The sequence below is a fragment of the Psychromonas sp. L1A2 genome, from assembly GCF_009828855.1.
In the GTDB taxonomy this organism is placed as follows: Bacteria; Pseudomonadota; Gammaproteobacteria; order Enterobacterales; family Psychromonadaceae; genus Psychromonas.
In genome coordinates this window covers 2,036,560-2,054,050 of sequence record NZ_WUAG01000001.1, presented here as the reverse complement: position 1 = coordinate 2,054,050, position 17,491 = coordinate 2,036,560, and the positions used below count along the sequence as shown (strand labels likewise).

Here is a 17,491-nt window from a genome sequence, read left to right as displayed (position 1 = left end):
CAGACCAACAGTATGATCTGTGTTTATTCACAAGTATTAAAACATCAAAAGATCTATTCTATATATGGATCTAGAAAAGATACAACGCCAAAAATAATTTAGAAGCCTAAAATCTTATTTTTCCGTTGCTAAATTACGTAACACATAATGCAGTATTCCTCCATTTTGGTAATAACTAAACTCATTGGGAGTATCGATTCTAATTTTGACTTCAAAAGATTGTTTATTATTATCTTTATCAACAACCGATACCGTTACCGTTTTTTGTCCTGCGCTTACCGCTGGAATACTGAATTGCTCTTCACCGGTTAGGTTTAATGAATCAATACTATCGTCACCTATAAATTGTAAAGGCAAGATTCCCATACCCACTAAGTTAGAACGATGAATTCGTTCATAACTTTGTGCAATGACTGCTTTAACACCTAATAGTGCAGGCCCTTTAGCAGCCCAATCCCGCGAACTTCCTGTTCCATATTCTTTACCCGCTAAGACAATTGAAGGTATGTTTTGTTGCTTATATTGCATAGCCGCATCAAATACACTCATTTTTTCGCCCGATGGCATCATTCGTGTCCAACAACCTTCTGTACCGGGCGCTAATAAATTGCGCAAACGTACATTGGCGAAAGTACCACGCATCATGACCTCATGGTTGCCACGTCTAGAACCATAAGAGTTAAAATCTTTTGCAGAAACACCTGCACTCTGTAAGTACTCAGCAGCAGGGCTATCTAGTGCAATTGAACCTGCAGGCGATATATGGTCAGTCGTCACACTATCACCTAACTTTAATAAACAACGAGCATTGTTAATGTCATTAATTTTGGGGATTTGTGAACTAATATCATCAAAAAAGGGCGGTAATTTAACGTAAGTAGAATCTGGCCAATTATATTTTTTACTTTGTATCACGTCTAATGCTTGCCAGTCTTTATTGCCGCTATAAACATCTGAATAACGTTTAGTAAACATTGAACTGTCGATAGAGTTTTCGATAAATTGTTTAATTTCTTGGTTATCTGGCCATATATCATGCAAATAAACAGGATTACCTGAGGCGTCGTCACCTAGTGATTCTTTGACAAGGTCTATTTTCATATTACCAGCTAATGCATAGGCAACGACTAAAGGAGGTGAAGCGAGATAGTTGGCTTGTACCTCTGGATGAATACGTCCTTCGAAATTGCGATTACCCGATAAAACCGAGGTGACAGATAAATCTCCCTGGTGGATGGCTTTGCTGATTTCAGTAGGTAAAGGACCTGAATTACCGATACAAGTAGTACAACCGTACCCCACTAATTGAAACCCAAGCGCGTCCAAGTCTTCATTTAATCCAGATTTAAGTAAATAATCAGTAACCACTTGTGAACCAGGCGCAAAACTCGTTTTAACCCAAGGTTTAACATTTAATCCTCGCTGTCTTGCATTTCTTGCTAATAATCCTGCGGCAATTAATACAGATGGGTTAGAAGTGTTGGTACAACTGGTAATCGCAGCAATAACGACTGAACCATGCTTTAATACAAAATCTTCACCGTCATAGTGGCAAGGAACGCCGGCATCTCCATTGTCTGCGGGTAATAACGTCGAAGATTGGCCTCCTTCACTTTCAAAACTATTTTTATCTTGACTATAATTTATCTGTTTAACGTTACTTTGCAAATCTAACCAGTCACGGTAAGCAGCTCCTGCTGTATCTAATGAAATTCTATCCTGTGGTCGCTTAGGTCCTGCGATAGAAGGGACTACATCATCAAGTTTTAGCGATAAGCGGTGATGATAGATAGCATTTTGTTGAGATTCTGTTCCCCACATGTCCATTGCTTTTAAATAAACTTTAATCTGGTCGATATGTTGGTCATCGCGACCAGTTAATTTTAAGTAATCAATAGTTTGATGATCAATAGGGAAAATACCACAGGTTGCACCATATTCAGGTGCCATATTAGCAATGGTTGCGCGATCAGCTAAAGTCAGCTGATTCACTCCTTCACCAAAGAATTCTACAAATTTCCCTACAACACCTGCTGCACGCAATTGTTCCGTGATGGTCAATACTAAATCTGTAGCTGTTGTACCTGCGGGTAACTGTCCAATTAATTCGAAACCAACAATTTCAGGTAGTAACATGGTAACGGGTTGACCTAACATAGCCGCTTCGGCTTCTATACCGCCGACACCCCAACCTAAAACGCCTAAACCATTGATCATGGTGGTATGTGAATCAGTACCTACTAAGGTGTCTGGATAAAGTAAATTATCTTGTTCTGCTTTGTTAAAAACAACTCTTGCTAAGTACTCCAAATTAACTTGGTGTACGATGCCTCGACCGGGAGGTACTACTTTAAAATTATAAAAACTTTGTTGTCCCCAACGTAGAAATTGATAACGTTCATTATTACGTTGAAACTCAATGGCCGTATTTTGCTGCATTGCATCAGCTTGTCCAAAGACATCTACCATGACAGAGTGGTCAATCACCAGTTCTACTGGATTTAAGGGGTTAATCTTGTCAGCTTGTCCACCCATTTTTACAATGGCATCACGCATAGCTGCTAAATCAACAACGGCGGGCACACCTGTAAAATCTTGTAAGATTACACGAGAGGGGACAAAGGCGATTTCTGTATCTTGCCAATTATCTACATCCCATTTGGCTAAAATGTCGATATCTTGTTGTTGTACGAAATCTCTATCGGCATGTCGTAATAGGTTTTCTAGTAGGATTTTTGCGGCGAAGGGTAATCGGGAAAGGTCATATTTGTCAGATAACCCTTGGAAGCTATAGTAGTGGCAAGTTTCACCATTAATTTCAAGTTCTTGTAAAGATTGTATCGACTTGTTCATTAGAAGTTCTCCATTAAAAATACATTTATGAATAACGCTAAGTTCAGTAAATATACATTAACATATTCAACTAAAAAATTAAGGAGAAGTGATAAAACAGGGTTAAATTATTATAAATTCAGGTCATCTAACATAAAAAAAAGAACGATAAACAGACTGGTATTTGTTATCTAATTAGCTAATCGATATCGCATCGACAATAAAGTTATCAATGAACTAGATCTATCAATAAAAAGTGAGTGATGTTGAATTCAATATAAAGGGAATATTCATAAAATGGATTTAAAAATGTATGAAATAAATATTTTCGTTGCATTTTTATAATACAAATGGAAGCACAAATGAAAGCGAGTGTTTTTTATCGGCTCTCCTTAATCAGATTTTAAAACCCCCAATTATCAAGTATCAAATCATGATCTATATTTTTACATTTTAAATATTCTAAACGTTGTTTTTAATCAATTAAATTATTTAGTGATGGGGGATATTTTTGTTCTCTAGTTGATGTTTAATTCTTTATTAAAACGCTAGAGTGCCTATTATATAGGCATGAGGTTTTTTAATTAAACTTTCAGTAGATCTAACTTCTTGCCAATTTTATGTCCAAACTGCGATCTAGTTTAGACTTTCTGACAATCTTCAATACTTACTAGAAAAACTTAATGTAGTCTAATAAGCAAGAAATAAAGAACATCATTTGCAGATTTGGCGGATATAAAAAATCATTTTATACAGGTTGAAATTGTATTTGTTACATCATTAAATAATATAAATAAGGGTTCCAATGAAACACGGAAAATTAAGTTTATTTTTAAGTACTTCTATTGCTGTTGCATTATCAGGTTGTGCTACTACAGCAGATGCGCCAACAGGTCCAATTAACTTAGCAGGTACTCAAACGGCACTAACCGTTGTTGCTACAGAATCTAGTGTTCATGACGGAAATGGCCCAGATCGTTTAATCGATGGTGACATTTCAACGCGTTGGTCAGCAAGTGGTGATAATGCTTACGCTACTTTAGATTACGGTCAAGTTGCTGAATTTGATGCAGTGCGTATTGCATTTTCTAAAGGACACCAACGTTCTAGTAAATTTGATATCTTAGTTAGTGAAGATGGCAATACATGGACAACTGTTCTTGAGGGTATGAATTCGTCTGGTAAGGTAACATCAATCGAACGCTTCCCATTTACAGCTGTTAAAGCGCGTTACGTTAAATACGTAGGGCATGGTAATACTAAAAATATGTGGAATAGTGTTACTGAGTTTTATGCAGTAAATTGTGCAGTTAATACTTGTCTTCCAAATGAATTTATTACTGATGACGTTATTGCAGCTAATGCAGCAGAAAATAAAATACTAGATAAAGCAGCAAAAGCGAAAAAAGCAAAAGAAAAAGCTAAAATGAAAGCATTGCGCTTAGGAGACTTCGGTACGCATGTTCCTTTAAAATGTGATTCAGCCGTTTCTGATTGTAGTAAAAAAACGTGGTGGGATGTGCCACTAAAATCTCCAACAATTCCAGCAGTGCCATTAGCAGGTAATAAACCAGGTGAGAACTTTGACTTAACAACATGGTATTTATCACAACCATTTGATCACGATAAAAATGGTAAGCCTGATAATGTAGATGAATGGTACTTAAACCAAGGTTACGAACAACCTGAACTATTTTATACGGGTGATGATGGCGGTTTAGTGATTAAAACATTCATTAAAGGAACTCGTACCTCTAAAAACACTAAATACACACGTACTGAAATGCGTGAAATGTTACGCCGAGGAGATAAGTCTATCTCTACTAAAGGGGTTAACAAAAACAACTGGGTATTTGGTAGTGCGCCAGAAGCAGATCTTAAAGCAGCTGGTGGTGTAGACGGTACGTTAGATGTAACAATGAAAGTAGATAGTACAACTTCTACAGGTGAGTTAGGCCAAGTAGGTCGTTTCATTATCGGTCAAATCCATGATCAAGATGATGAGCCAATCCGCCTTTACTACCGTAAATTACCAAACAGAGATACAGGTTCAGTTTACTTTGCACATGAAAATACACTTGAAGGTTCAGATAACTACTTTAGTTTAGTAGGCGATTTAAGTGGTGAAGTTGATGATGGTATTGCGTTAGGTGAAGTATTCTCATACCAAATTAAAGTTGAAGGCAACACCATGACTGTTACAGTAAAACGTGATGGAAAAGATGATGCAGTTCAAGTTGTTGATATGAGTAAAAGTGGTTATGACCAAGGTGGTCGTTACATGTACTTTAAAGTGGGTGCATACAACCAAAACAACACAGGTGACCCAGAAGATTTTGTACAAGCTACTTTCTACAAAATTAAAACATCACATGATGAATACAAAAAATAATAGTTAGTTAATTTTTTAACATTGTTTAAGCCAGCATCTTGCTGGCTTTTTTCATTTCTAGCCTCGTCACCTTGTTTGATATCCACTATACTCATCTGCTTTAACTTTATTTTTATATAATTTATCTATTGTTTAGTCACGAATAGCTCAATCCAATATCGTTTTATACCGATTACATTAAATATGTTATCTAAATTTTGCGCTGGAAAAACAGTACAATTCAAGGCGTAAATTGACGTAAATGGCTGTTCCCTTTACGAAATTTATAACGAGGAAGTGGGCTGTTTTAACAAGTAAAATAGATAAGCTATTTATTGTGATTGGTATTATTATTGAGCCTTTTGATTTTCATACTCTCTTGTTTTGTATTTGGAATTTAGCTTATGGTGAAAGGAAAATTTGTTAGCGGTAATATTTTTAATCATATTATTGTTATGTCATCTACCAATGCGATTGGTTTAACAGCGCTATTTATTGTAGATTTGGCTGATCTCTTTTTTATTAGCCTTCTCGGTGAAACAGAACTCGCTGCGGCGGTTGGTTATGCGGGTACGATTGCTTTCTTTACCACATCTATCAGTATTGGTTTATCGATTTCGATGACCGCTTTAGTTTCAAGGGCAATAGGGCAACAAGATAGAGAAAAAGCCCGGCGTTTAGTCATTAATATTTTAGTTTCTGGTTTTATTGTTGGCGTTATCATTGCAGGTTTGACTTGGTATTTTGCACCTGAATTGGTTAGTTTAATTGGTGCTCAAGGTGAAACACATGATTTAGCGGTTAGTTATTTACGTATTCTATTACCGTCTTTACCTATTTTATGTGTGGCAATGAGTGCCGGTGCAGCTTTACGTTCCGTTGGCGATGCTAAACTTGCTATGTACTCAACATTGGCGGGTGGCGGAGTGAATGCGGTATTAGACCCACTGTTTATATTTGCTTTTGGCTTAGGTTTACATGGTGCTGCTATTGCTTCTGTTATTTCTCGGTTTGCCGTTGCTTGGGTAGCGTTATATGGTGTTACACATATTCATAAATTAATGGGGAAATTTAATTATAGTCAGTGGCTTGCAGATCAAAAAGAAATATTTAACGTAGCTATCCCTGCAATGAGCACCAATATCGCGACTCCTTTAGGCAATGCTTATGTGACTATGATGATTGCATCATTTGGAGATAGCTATGTTGCCGGTTGGGCTGTCATAGGGCGTTTATTGCCAGTTGCTTTTGGTATGATCTTTGCTATTTCTGGTGCAGTTGGCCCTATTATTGGACAAAATTTTGGGGCGTTATTATACGACCGCGTGCGCCTGACTAATAAACGAGCACTACAATTCACTGCCGCTTATGTAGTGGTGATAGCAGTAATTATTGGCCTGTTTAAAAACCATATTATTAGTGCTTTTGGAGCCGAGGGTGATGCCGCTGAAATGATTGATTTTTACTGCACTTGGCTGTGTATTGTCTTTATATTTAACGGTGTGATGTTCATTGCTAACGGCACCTTTAACAATTTAGGATATCCGAGTACTTCTACCGTCATGAATATAGGTAAAGCAACGATCGGCACTATTCCTTTTGTTTATTTTGGTGGTCTGTGGTTTGGTGCTTTAGGCGTGGTTGCTGGCCAAGCGGTAGGCGCTATATTATTTGGGTTGATTTCATGGTTTTGGGCACAACGAATTCTTAATAAGTTAGGAATGAATGAGCAAGTTAATAATGACAGTGAAGATGATCTGAATCTAACTTCCGCTTTACCGTTAACACCTTTTTGCTCTAGTCGTATTTATATGTGTGCAGATAGTGAAGAAAGCTTAGCTGAGCAGCTGTACAAAGACGATAAGAGTGAAAGCAAAAACAATAAAACCTAGTTTCTTAACAATTAAATTATTTATAGGGACTATTTTTTATAGGGATTATTTTAGAAAACACAGTAATACACACTATTAATTCATATTTAAATATTGTCATGATTCAACACACAAGTTAAAAGTAGCTTAATAATTTCTTTTCGCTTGTGTAGTACATTAATTCATTCTTTATATAATCAAAAAAACTTACCATCAATCACTAATTAAATAAGTTATTTTACGTATTAAAATAACTTATTTATCGCTATAAGTTTCGTAAAGGTTAAAGTATTAAACTGTTTTAGTTAACCGCCCAAAGGTCCAACTTATGCCTTAAACTAAGTCTTTGTCCTGCACTAAATTTAGAGCACTTACTTTTAATGTAATCGGTATAACTTGATGATTGATGTTTAATCTCGAGTAAGCTATTTATTACTTGGATTGAAATAATAAGAGCATAATAATAATAATGCCTAATCCAGAGGATAATCCTTTCCAAAATAACAACGGATCTCGATCTAATAGAGGAGGGCGAATATTATTTAAAAAATCCTTACTGGGATTACGTAAATCATATAAGAACTCGGATAATTCATGGTAGCGATGTTGAGGATTCGGGTTAAGTGATTTCCAAAGAGTATCATCAATCCATGCTGGAATTTCACGCTCATCGTCTAGAACCGAACGATATTGCAAACGCTTTTGTGCTGATTTAGTTTTAGCTCTAGCGATTTCAGTACCAAACGGTAATTTTCCAGTTAGCATTTGATAAGTGATCACGCCTAATGAAAATATATCAGCATTACTAGCTGCTAATTCCCCCAGAAAATATTCTGGTGCAGTATATTGCGCAGTACCTAAGTTATCTTGATGTGTTAATGGGGAGTTTATTTCCATCAATCCAGCCACTTTAGTGGAACCAAAATCAATTATTTTCACTAATCCATTGTTTTCGATCATAATATTTTCAGGTCTTAAGTCTTGATGAATCATTTCTTGTCGATGAAATGCTAGCAGACCTTTAGCTACTTGTTCAATAATCCCCCTGACAGTTTCTAAATCGGGTTTAGGGTTGTCAATCATCCATTGCGTGAGGGTTTGACCTTCAATAAATTCGGTAGTGACGTAAATAAAATGACGTTCACGTGTTTGTAAACATGGTTTTAATACATGTGCATTGTTTATTCTTCGCGCTATCCATTCTTCCATTAAAAAACGTTCTAAATAAGCTGGGTCAGATGATAAATCTGTTGAGGGGGTTTTCAGAACCACTTTCTGTTTGCTTTCATTATCTATCGCTAAATAGATGTGGCTTCGAGAACTATCATGTAATGTATCGATAATTTCATAACCGTCGAATTGCATACGGGCTTGTAAAAGGGGAGGAAATGGAAGCTCTGTAAGTTGAGCATAAACTTCATCGGATGTTTTATTCGGTAAATTAACGATATCGATTATTTGTAATGTTAGATTATCATCACTATCTTGTTTTAGTGCATTTTCTGCAATTATTTCACAAGCTTTATTGAGATCATTTTTGTAATTATTAACCGTTTCAATAATAAATTCTTCAGTATTGTGTTCATATATTCCATCGGTAGCTAAAATAAAAACATCTCCAATCTTAAGATTGACGGTACTGTAATCAAGTTCAACGAAAGGACTCATTCCCATCGCTCTTGTTAGATAATGCTGGTCTTTAGATATCCAATGACGATGGTCTTCAGTTAATAGCTCGAGTTTACTATTACGTATTAAATAAATACGTGAATCACCAATATGAAATAAATGGGCTGTAGTGGATTTAATAATGAGTGCGCTAAAAGTACAAACATACCCCTTATTTTTATCGTAGCGATAATTACTTTTCTGACTTTGCGAAAATAACCATGAGTTATTAGCGACTAAGACTTGTTGTGCTGATTTCTTTACTGACCAAGTTTCTGAAGTGCAGAAATAGTCTTCTAGGAATGATTTAACACTTGCTTCACTTGCTAACTGACTGACATCACTGCTGCTGATGCCATCAGAAATTGCAATAGCAATACCTTTACTCGTTAACATAGGTTCCTGTGGAATATAAAAGCCATTAGCATCTTGATTGATAGTTTTAAGACCTTTATCTGAATATTCACCAACCGAAACTTGTAATTGTGTAGACATCATTTATACCCTATGGAAAGTCGTAATATTAATGCAAAGATAAGGTTAGTATTCTATTAAATTGCATTGCTATATTGTGCCAAATGATAAGATCATCAAAATAGATAACTATGTTAAAAAGTAAATTGTTAAAAAATAAATTGTTAAAAAGTAAGTTGTTAAAAAGTAAATTTACATCAAAAATAATCACTTCATTAAAATTTTGGTTTCATAATTAAGTTGGCATTAACTATTTCAGTTTCAAAGGTAAAGTAATCCAATTAAAAATCCATTTTTATTAAAAAGTCATAATTTGCCATTAATATCAAATATTATTGCAACAAGTATTCCAATATCCATGTGATTTCTATCTTATTGATAATATTTAATTTAATTTTATATATTTATATTCTTAAATTTAATCAATAGTTATATGCACCTTTAAAGAGCATAAAACCAGTTTTTTAGATGAAAAATTAATGTTAATTCGTATGACAAATAACAGTGTTATTGACTGGAGAGTATGATTAATCATGTGTTACTGATAATTATTTTCATTTGGGTGTGTTAAATGAATGAGAATTATTTTTTAAAGTCTCTAAATTTTACAATTGGATTAAATATCAAATATTTATAAATTATAAGTTGGGTTTATAACCAATATGACAATGGTCACATGTTGGCCTCTATTGATTGTTAATTAATTAGTATAGACTAAAACAGACTTCTATTTTACTTCACTGAATATAGATTTAAAATTAATTAAGAACATGATTAATAATACTATTTGACCAAGCTTATGTATTTTAAGGTAAATATTTTTAAATAAATTATTTAAATCTAACTTAAGTCATAACCTGAATGTGTTACCTATAATTAGGTGCTTTCATTTAAGCAAAATAACTTTAAAAAATTGAATTTATATAGGCAGAATCTGTTGCTCTTTATAATGTAATTTACCCATAGACGTTTTTAAAAATAATAGAGCATTTTATAAGTTGTTGTATAGGCTTATTGAGGCATTTTTTCATTCATACACTGGTATGAAATAATAACAATTTATATTAATTTTCACGTTGAAATAAATTGAGAAAGCAGAAATAGAAATATAAAAATGTTTTTTATATTTAGCTGTTTACGCTACATAAATATACGGAAATAAATACATAATGAAGAGCCTAAAGAACAAAATATTTTTGTTATTTGTTTCTATATTATTAATGGTACAAGGGATTGCTTTCTGGACTCTATATGACGCCAATAAAAATCAAGAAGACGCTGAAATTAATAACCGTTTAACGACGGGAATGACTATTTTTACTGAATTATTTGAACGCCGATTAGAATACTTATCTGCATTTACTGAAATTGCTGCAAAAGATCACGGTGAAAAAAAAATATTTAATAATAACGATATGCGAAATTTATTGATCTCTTTGAATAATCATAGAGAACGTATCAATACAGACTTGGCAATGGCTATTTCTTTAGATGGATTTATTACAGGACAATTACAACGACGTTTTACTCATTCAGGGGTGTCACATACAAATGGTGAAGATGAAAATATAAATCAAATACATCATGGAGATGAATTAGGAAGTTATTTTCGTTATCAAGAATGGCTGACAACTAAACAGCAATCGCAAATATATATTATTGATGGTGTACTTTATCAGGTTAGTATTTCACCAATTAATGTAAGCTCAAAAAACATTGGTTGGCTTATTTTTGGTTTTGAAATAAATCAAGATTTAGCTAATGAATTTAAAAGCATTACTCACTTACAAACAGATTTTATTTTAAAAGAAGACGGAGAGTTTTTCCTTAGTGCCTCTTCAAAACAAAACCTTAAAATGTCAAATGATCAGAAGTTGACGTTAGCTAAATCAGTGAACCAAAATATTACACCAGAGCAATATATCGCGACTTATACCGTCATCTCTCAATTTAAAAATAGAGAGTTTGGTGTTTATATGTATAGTTTGCGAGAAAATATTGTCTTGTTAATAGAAGAGCAGTGGTTAAAACTTTTATTATTAGCAGCATTAACATTGTTTGCTTCGTTATCTGGTGCTTATTTGATTGCAGCTTCTATTAGTAAACCAATAAATCGGTTAGTTGTTCATGCAAAAGAGATTGCGGCGGGACATTTTGAACAAAAAATTAAGTTCACAGATAAGAATGAAATAGGGCAACTTGCTAAAGAGTTTAATCATATGCAATTAGCCTTATCACAACGAGAGGAAGCTATTATTCGTCTTGCTAATCACGATCTCCTGACCGATTTACCTAATCGGCATAGACTCAATGAAGTGTTGTCTGCATTAAAAGATGATCACTTTATGATGGTTCATTTAAACTTAAGTCGTTTAAAAGATGTTAATGCAACATTAGGGTATGACGTCGGTGACTTAGTTATTCAAACACTCGCTATTCGTTTGCAAACTATATCAGAGCATCAACATGTACAATTACTAGTACATTTAGGAGCAGATGAATTTATTTTGATATTAGATTCAATGGAAATTAATGAGGTTAGTGCTCAAGTTAATAAAGAGTTAGAGGATGTATTTTGTTTTCAAGGGATTAGCCTTCAACTCCAAGTGAGAATGGGGATTGCCCTCTATCCAGAACATACTTCAGATGTTACTCGATTAGTGCAAATGGCAGATACTGCATTACATCATACTCGAAACAACGGTAGTCTGATTCAAGTCTATCAACCTAATTTAGACATTAATTCAGTTGAACGATTAAACTTGATTAATGATTTAAGACAAGCGATACCTTGTAACCAATTTGAACTCCATTTCCAACCGAAGTTATGTTTATATTCATTAAAAGTAACGCATGTAGAAGCATTAGTACGTTGGACACACCCAACACTTGGTATGATTCCACCTGATAGCTTTATACCGATTGCAGAGAAAACAGGGCAGATAGAAGGTCTTACTCGTTGGGTATTTGTTGCGGCGTTAATGCAATGTACAGAATGGAATAAGTTAGGTCTTGATATTAATATTTCTGTTAATATTTCTGCTGAGAATTTAAAAGAGTCTGATTTTTATGAGTTTGTTTGTAAAATGATGACGATTCAAAACATTAAACCACAACAAATAACACTTGAAGTAACAGAAAGCTCTGTGGTAGACGATCCTAAATCTGCTATTAAGTTATTAGGTAAATTTAAAGACTACGGTTTTAGAATCTCGATTGATGATTATGGAACAGGCTACTCTTCATTAGCACAACTTAAACAACTACCTGTCCATGAGTTAAAAATAGATAAATCATTTATTCAACGCCTTGAGCATGATCTTGATGATCAAATTATTGTTCGATCTACTATTGATTTAGCACATAACATGGGACTTAAAGTTGTTGCAGAAGGCATTGAGGATGAGTTCTCATTATTATGGTTAGCGCAGTACAATTGTGAATTTGCACAAGGCTATTTCATAAGCAGACCAAAATCTGCTAGAGAGTTGACTCCGTGGTTATTAGATCCACCGAAGTTTACTTAATCAGTTAAATAACGTGCAGTATAAAACGTATTATTATGAATAAGCTCAGCTCTTAATAATGAAAGCATATTACTATTAAATATCAAAATGTTAAGTTTTGATACCCTACAGCATCGTTAGTTTGGTGTCGTTCAAAGCAATTATCGAAGTAATAATACCAAAAGAATTAATAAGGTGATCATTCTTGCTGGATAAAATCACCCCTAACTGCGTTGTGAGTTTTGAAGTGAGAACAACTATCTCCTACAACTCACGCCTTATTGGTGTTAATTTTTCCTGCGCAATCTCTGAACACTTATTTAATTCCATTGGTATAAGTCATTTTTATGCTCAAAAGTGAGATCTTTTATTTAATATAATTGGTATAAGTACCGGAGTATTACGTAGATATTTGATCGTATAAACCATGGAATTGATGCTGAGAAGTTGTGTGGGTTAGCAGACGTTACTGTTAAATAAAGAATCAATAGGGCGGGTTGAAGTGAAGATATTTCGAGCTTGTAAATTTATTATTTATAATGTCATTCTATACAAAAATAATTTTTCGATAAAGTTAAAACTGAAGCTTCGAGTTTGAAGCTTCAGCTAATCGTTTTAATTAACGAATAAATGATGATAAGTTAATTGTTTGATCATAAGACTTTGTAAACAACGGTGATGTAATTTCGAAGTGTAATGGTAACTCAGGGCTCAATAATAGCGAGAAAACATTACTGAACATATCACTTGGTTTAATGGTTAATGGCAATTGAAGGTTACTTTTACCTTTCGTTATTTTTTGGCTACTTAATGCGCCTTTAAATAATTCACTACCTTTTGAAGATACTGAATAATTAACATCATCTAACGGTAAATTGAAATCATTTTGGTTATCAACATCCACACTTAATATAATATCTAACTCGCTAAAGCTTGCATTTACAACCTTAAGATCGGCAATTGAAACTTCTGGGATATAGATGGTTGCAGAACGTTCAAAAGGAATCGCTAAACCTAACGAATTTACATTACCTTTAATCTGATAATCCAATTTTCTTTCTTTAAATAGAAGCTGCTGTAAAGATGTTAATGTTTCTTTTGTTAAAGCAAGTGAGAGACTAACGTCTTTGTTTCCATTCGCAGGTAATGTACCAATAGCATCGGTTTCACCATCTAACATCTTTTCATCATTTAATGAAAGTTCATAAGTTACGCTATTAATCGGTAACGAAAATGCATTACCATTTACAATATTAAATGTCGGATTAAGTTCAATACGGTCCATCGACACTTCACCAATCGCAAATGACTTATAGTTAACGTCCGGTTGTTTTACGTAATCTTTTATTACGCTACAAGCTGACAACATAGTTATTGTTGTTACGATTATAAGTTTTTTGAACATAATTTTTCCTGTGATAAAAATAATTTATTTTAATGAGTTTAAGTTTTTATACCGATCTTGAATAGATTATATCAGATTGTTTATATTGATTAATGCGATAAAAATAAATGTTTAATAATATAAGAATGAACACCGTGCTATGTAGACATAAAGATAGCGATAGACTATAAACATATAATTGAAAATTTCTTTAATAGATTTTTATGATGCGACTAAGCCAGTTAAAAGATAATTGATTTAACTGGGCGTGGAAATGACACTTGGTTTAAATTATTAAGCAACCTGGTCGATTCTGATGGTTTTAAAGATTCAGTCTATGATACCGACCTATCTGATGGTATTTTTAATTTGTCACATAAAATGATGCAAGTAATAGGACGTTTTACTCCTCCTCAGTCTATCTATTCTATTGATGAATCTTTCTTAAGTTTTAAAGATTGTCTGCAAGCAATACCTGGCTTACTACTTCAAGCACAATAAAGACGTAAAGCGGTGTGGAAAGAAACCCGTTTACCGGTTTGCTTATCCAGAACTGAGGTTAGTTATATGCTTGAATTAGTTAATTGTATTTATTATATTTTTTTGAATACGTTTTTAAGCTTTTCTTAAGTTTCCCTTAAGTTACTTTAGTTATGATAAAAATACATACTTGTAAGTAAACTCATGGCAACATCAAAAAGCAAAATGGATGTTAGGAAATTAGATGAATAAAATACTCGCGTTATCAATATTTGTTACTTTATTTTTTACTATTCAAAGTTGTTCCTCTACAACAGACAGTTCAAATAAATATTTGAAAAAAGTTATTTTACAATGCAATAGTTGCCATACAACAGAGAACATACCTTCATTGAACGGTATGGATGCGCAATACTTAATTGGACAGTTAGAAAATTTTCGTTTTGATAAGCGTGGTATGAATAGTTTATCGCCGCAAACACAAGAGATGTCAAAGCAAGCTAAAAAGCTTAAGAGTAATGAGCTTCAAGCTATCGCTAATTATTATGAAGCTCTACCTATTATTCATTCAACTGAAACGGTACCGGGTGATATCGATAATGGGAAATTGTTATATGAAACTAATTGTCAAGGTTGCCATTCTAGTATTATTGGACGATTTTTTACCAATAGTCCTCAAATAAGTCATTTAAATGGGCCTTATATTTTAGAACAATTATCCATGTTTAGCCGGGATGAAAGAGGTTTTTATGTTGAAAATAAACATAAAATAAAAATGCGTGAAGTTAGCAAAAAATTTAGTGTTGAAGAGCTCTCTGCCATAACCGCTTACCTTAAATCAAACAAGCCTTAACACCTCATTATTTAGAGGTAACAGTTTGTAATATGGCCTCTTATTATTGGTTATAGGATGTGTTGGTCTCAAGTAGGGAAAATGGATATATGAAAGCTCAAATGAATAAGATTAATGATTCAACACTAACTATAGAAGAAAAAGATAGATTAGGCCGCAAGTCTTGCCAAACAGAACAACACTTTGAAACTGTCATCATTGGTTCTGGTTTCTCTGGCTTAATGGCTGCTATTCGTTTACAGAAAAAACAATGCAATGATTTTATTATATTGGAAAGAAATAAAGAGTTGGGTGGCACTTGGCAAGTCAATTCTTATCCTGGAGCAGAAGTCGATATTCCTACTAGCCTTTATTCCATTTCTTTTGTTGCATACCCATTTAAAAAAACGTTTGCCCCACAAAGTGAGCTACTCGCTTATACAAATTATATTATTAATAAATTTAATTTGCGTAAACAAGCAAAGACAAATCAGACGGTCACCAGACTCACTTACGATCAGAATAATTGCAAATGGTTAATTGAAACGGTAACAGGAGAACAATACAGTTCTCGTTTTGTTATCGATACTAGCGGTGTACTAGCAAATCCACATACTCCTAAGATAGAGGGGGCAGAATCTTTTGAGGGGAAAATCTTTCATGCTGGAGAATGGGATCATAGTGTCGATTATGAGGGAAAACGTATTGCGATTATTGGCTCTGGCTGTTCAGCGGCTCAAATTGTGCCCGCTATTGTAGATAAGGTCTCACGATTAACTTTATTCATGGGTAAGGCTCAGTGGATTCTGCCTCGCTCAGATCGCCATTACAGTAAAGTAGAAAGCTACCTACGAACATTACCGATCATTCGTCATATTATTCGTCTATCAGTATTTATTTTTTATGATATTCGTTTTCTTGCTTTTCGTCGCTATCCAGGGATGACCACAATTAGTCGATTTTTAAAAAGCAATTATAGAAGAAGACTAAAAAAACATCTTGAAAAATATATTAAAGATGAACGATTACGTGAACATATGATGCCAGATTATGAACTAGGTTGTCGCCGTGTTATCCCAACAAATACTTATTTGCCAGCCTTGTCCAAAAGTAATATTGATGTTGATATTAGTGGGATTGATTCTATTACAGTAGATGGTATTAAAACAAAAGAAGGCAACGTTATTGCACTAGACATAATCGTTTACGCGACAGGGTATTATGCTTATTCTAATATGAAAAAAGCCCTCACATTTGAAGTGAATGGAGTAGGAGGCAGAAATCTCAATAGTGAGTGGGAGCAAAAGGCGGTTGCTTATAAGGGGATTACCGTTGCAGGTTACCCAAATTACTTTAAAGTTAACGGTCCAAATACTGGAACTGGGCATAGTTCACAAATGTCTTATATGCAAGTCGCAACCGATTATATCATTCAAGCTATTTGCGCTGTAAAGCAGAATAAAAGCATTAAGGCGATTGATGTGAAACAGGAACTTCAGGACGCTTATATAGCAACAATGAATCATAAAATGAAAAATACAGTGTGGCATAATAGTCATTGTTCCGCTTTTTATAGGAAAAATATGTCGGAAGAAGTTACCAGTCTATCTCCTGAGCCTGTTACTGGGTTTATTTTCTCCCGTAAGTGGTTTAACTTGAGCGATTATAATTTATTAAAATGATGCTTAAACTCGCATCATTTCATTTGTCCTAATCGCTCTATGAAATTTTTTTAATACACACTCGCAAGAGTTAATTATAATATTTATTCTTCAATTCTTTGTAGCTTATAAATACTCATTAAAGTTAAGCTGTTTTACTAAGTCTGTCCTTTCAATACCTCTAGAAAATAAAGCTTTCTTTGTTGAAAAGTTTGATCATCGCATTAGTCTATCTTTTGGAATGAGTTAGCTAACTTTTTAGTTCGCAATGACTTATAAAGCACTTTATAAATTACATATTTTAACAATATAAAATGTTTTTATACTTCCCTTAAGCCTCCCTTAAGTCACTTTAGTTAACATTCTTTTACTTGTTATGAAGCAAGCTAAAATAACTTAATTAATGGAGATT

General features: G+C 33.8%; 8 protein-coding genes. 5 read left to right on the top strand and 3 right to left on the bottom strand.

Translation table 11 applies throughout. From position 1 onward, the window contains the following. Nucleotides 1-114: 114 nt before the first annotated feature. Complete coding sequence (acnA, locus tag GQR59_RS08750; protein ID WP_160061693.1) at nt 115-2,853, bottom strand: aconitate hydratase AcnA; 2,739 nt, start codon at nt 2,851-2,853, stop codon at nt 115-117. 784 nt (nt 2,854-3,637) lie between these two features. Between acnA and GQR59_RS08745 the strand changes: the two genes are divergently transcribed. Together GQR59_RS08745 and GQR59_RS08740 are read left to right on the top strand one after the other, a co-directional pair. After that, nucleotides 3,638-5,224 carry a polysaccharide lyase family 7 protein gene (locus GQR59_RS08745; protein WP_160061691.1) on the top strand — a complete coding sequence of 529 codons (1,587 nt, stop codon included), beginning with the start codon at nt 3,638-3,640 and terminating at the stop codon, nt 5,222-5,224. A 383-nt stretch (nt 5,225-5,607) separates the two neighbouring features. Next, nucleotides 5,608-7,095 carry an MATE family efflux transporter gene (locus GQR59_RS08740; protein ID WP_160061689.1) on the top strand — a complete coding sequence of 496 codons (1,488 nt, stop codon included), beginning with the start codon at nt 5,608-5,610 and terminating at the stop codon, nt 7,093-7,095. Between the two features lie 411 nt (nt 7,096-7,506). On the opposite strand, the gene GQR59_RS08735 is transcribed toward GQR59_RS08740, so the two are convergent. Next, complete coding sequence (locus tag GQR59_RS08735; protein ID WP_160061687.1) at nt 7,507-9,237, bottom strand: bifunctional protein-serine/threonine kinase/phosphatase; 1,731 nt, start codon at nt 9,235-9,237, stop codon at nt 7,507-7,509. Between the two features lie 1,148 nt (nt 9,238-10,385). Between GQR59_RS08735 and GQR59_RS08730 the strand changes: the two genes are divergently transcribed. Further along, nucleotides 10,386-12,743 carry a bifunctional diguanylate cyclase/phosphodiesterase gene (locus tag GQR59_RS08730; protein WP_160061685.1) on the top strand — a complete coding sequence of 786 codons (2,358 nt, stop codon included), beginning with the start codon at nt 10,386-10,388 and terminating at the stop codon, nt 12,741-12,743. 598 nt (nt 12,744-13,341) lie between these two features. Here the strand turns inward: GQR59_RS08730 and GQR59_RS08725 are convergent. Further along, nucleotides 13,342-14,127, bottom strand: a complete 786-nt coding sequence (locus GQR59_RS08725) for an LEA type 2 family protein (RefSeq protein WP_160061683.1) — start codon at nt 14,125-14,127, stop codon at nt 13,342-13,344. Between the two features lie 703 nt (nt 14,128-14,830). Between GQR59_RS08725 and GQR59_RS08720 the strand changes: the two genes are divergently transcribed. Beyond that, nucleotides 14,831-15,439, top strand: coding sequence for a c-type cytochrome (locus GQR59_RS08720; RefSeq protein ID WP_160061681.1), 609 nt, complete (start codon nt 14,831-14,833; stop codon nt 15,437-15,439). 89 nt (nt 15,440-15,528) lie between these two features. Next, complete coding sequence (locus tag GQR59_RS08715; RefSeq protein WP_201288040.1) at nt 15,529-17,100, top strand: flavin-containing monooxygenase; 1,572 nt, start codon at nt 15,529-15,531, stop codon at nt 17,098-17,100. Nucleotides 17,101-17,491 lie beyond the last annotated feature (391 nt).

Bases quoted from the DNA above. Each gene is read 5' to 3' on its own strand.
- GQR59_RS08745 (WP_160061691.1), top strand. From the start codon at position 3,638: ATGAAACACGGAAAATTAAGTTTATTTTTAAGTACTTCTATTGCTGTT.
- GQR59_RS08725 (WP_160061683.1), bottom strand. From the start codon at position 14,127: ATGTTCAAAAAACTTATAATCGTAACAACAATAACTATGTTGTCAGCT.
- GQR59_RS08715 (WP_201288040.1), top strand. From the start codon at position 15,529: ATGAAAGCTCAAATGAATAAGATTAATGATTCAACACTAACTATAGAA.
- GQR59_RS08720 (WP_160061681.1), top strand. From the start codon at position 14,831: ATGAATAAAATACTCGCGTTATCAATATTTGTTACTTTATTTTTTACT.
- GQR59_RS08740 (WP_160061689.1), top strand. From the start codon at position 5,608: ATGGTGAAAGGAAAATTTGTTAGCGGTAATATTTTTAATCATATTATT.
- acnA (WP_160061693.1), bottom strand. From the start codon at position 2,853: ATGAACAAGTCGATACAATCTTTACAAGAACTTGAAATTAATGGTGAA.
- GQR59_RS08730 (WP_160061685.1), top strand. From the start codon at position 10,386: ATGAAGAGCCTAAAGAACAAAATATTTTTGTTATTTGTTTCTATATTA.
- GQR59_RS08735 (WP_160061687.1), bottom strand. From the start codon at position 9,237: ATGTCTACACAATTACAAGTTTCGGTTGGTGAATATTCAGATAAAGGT.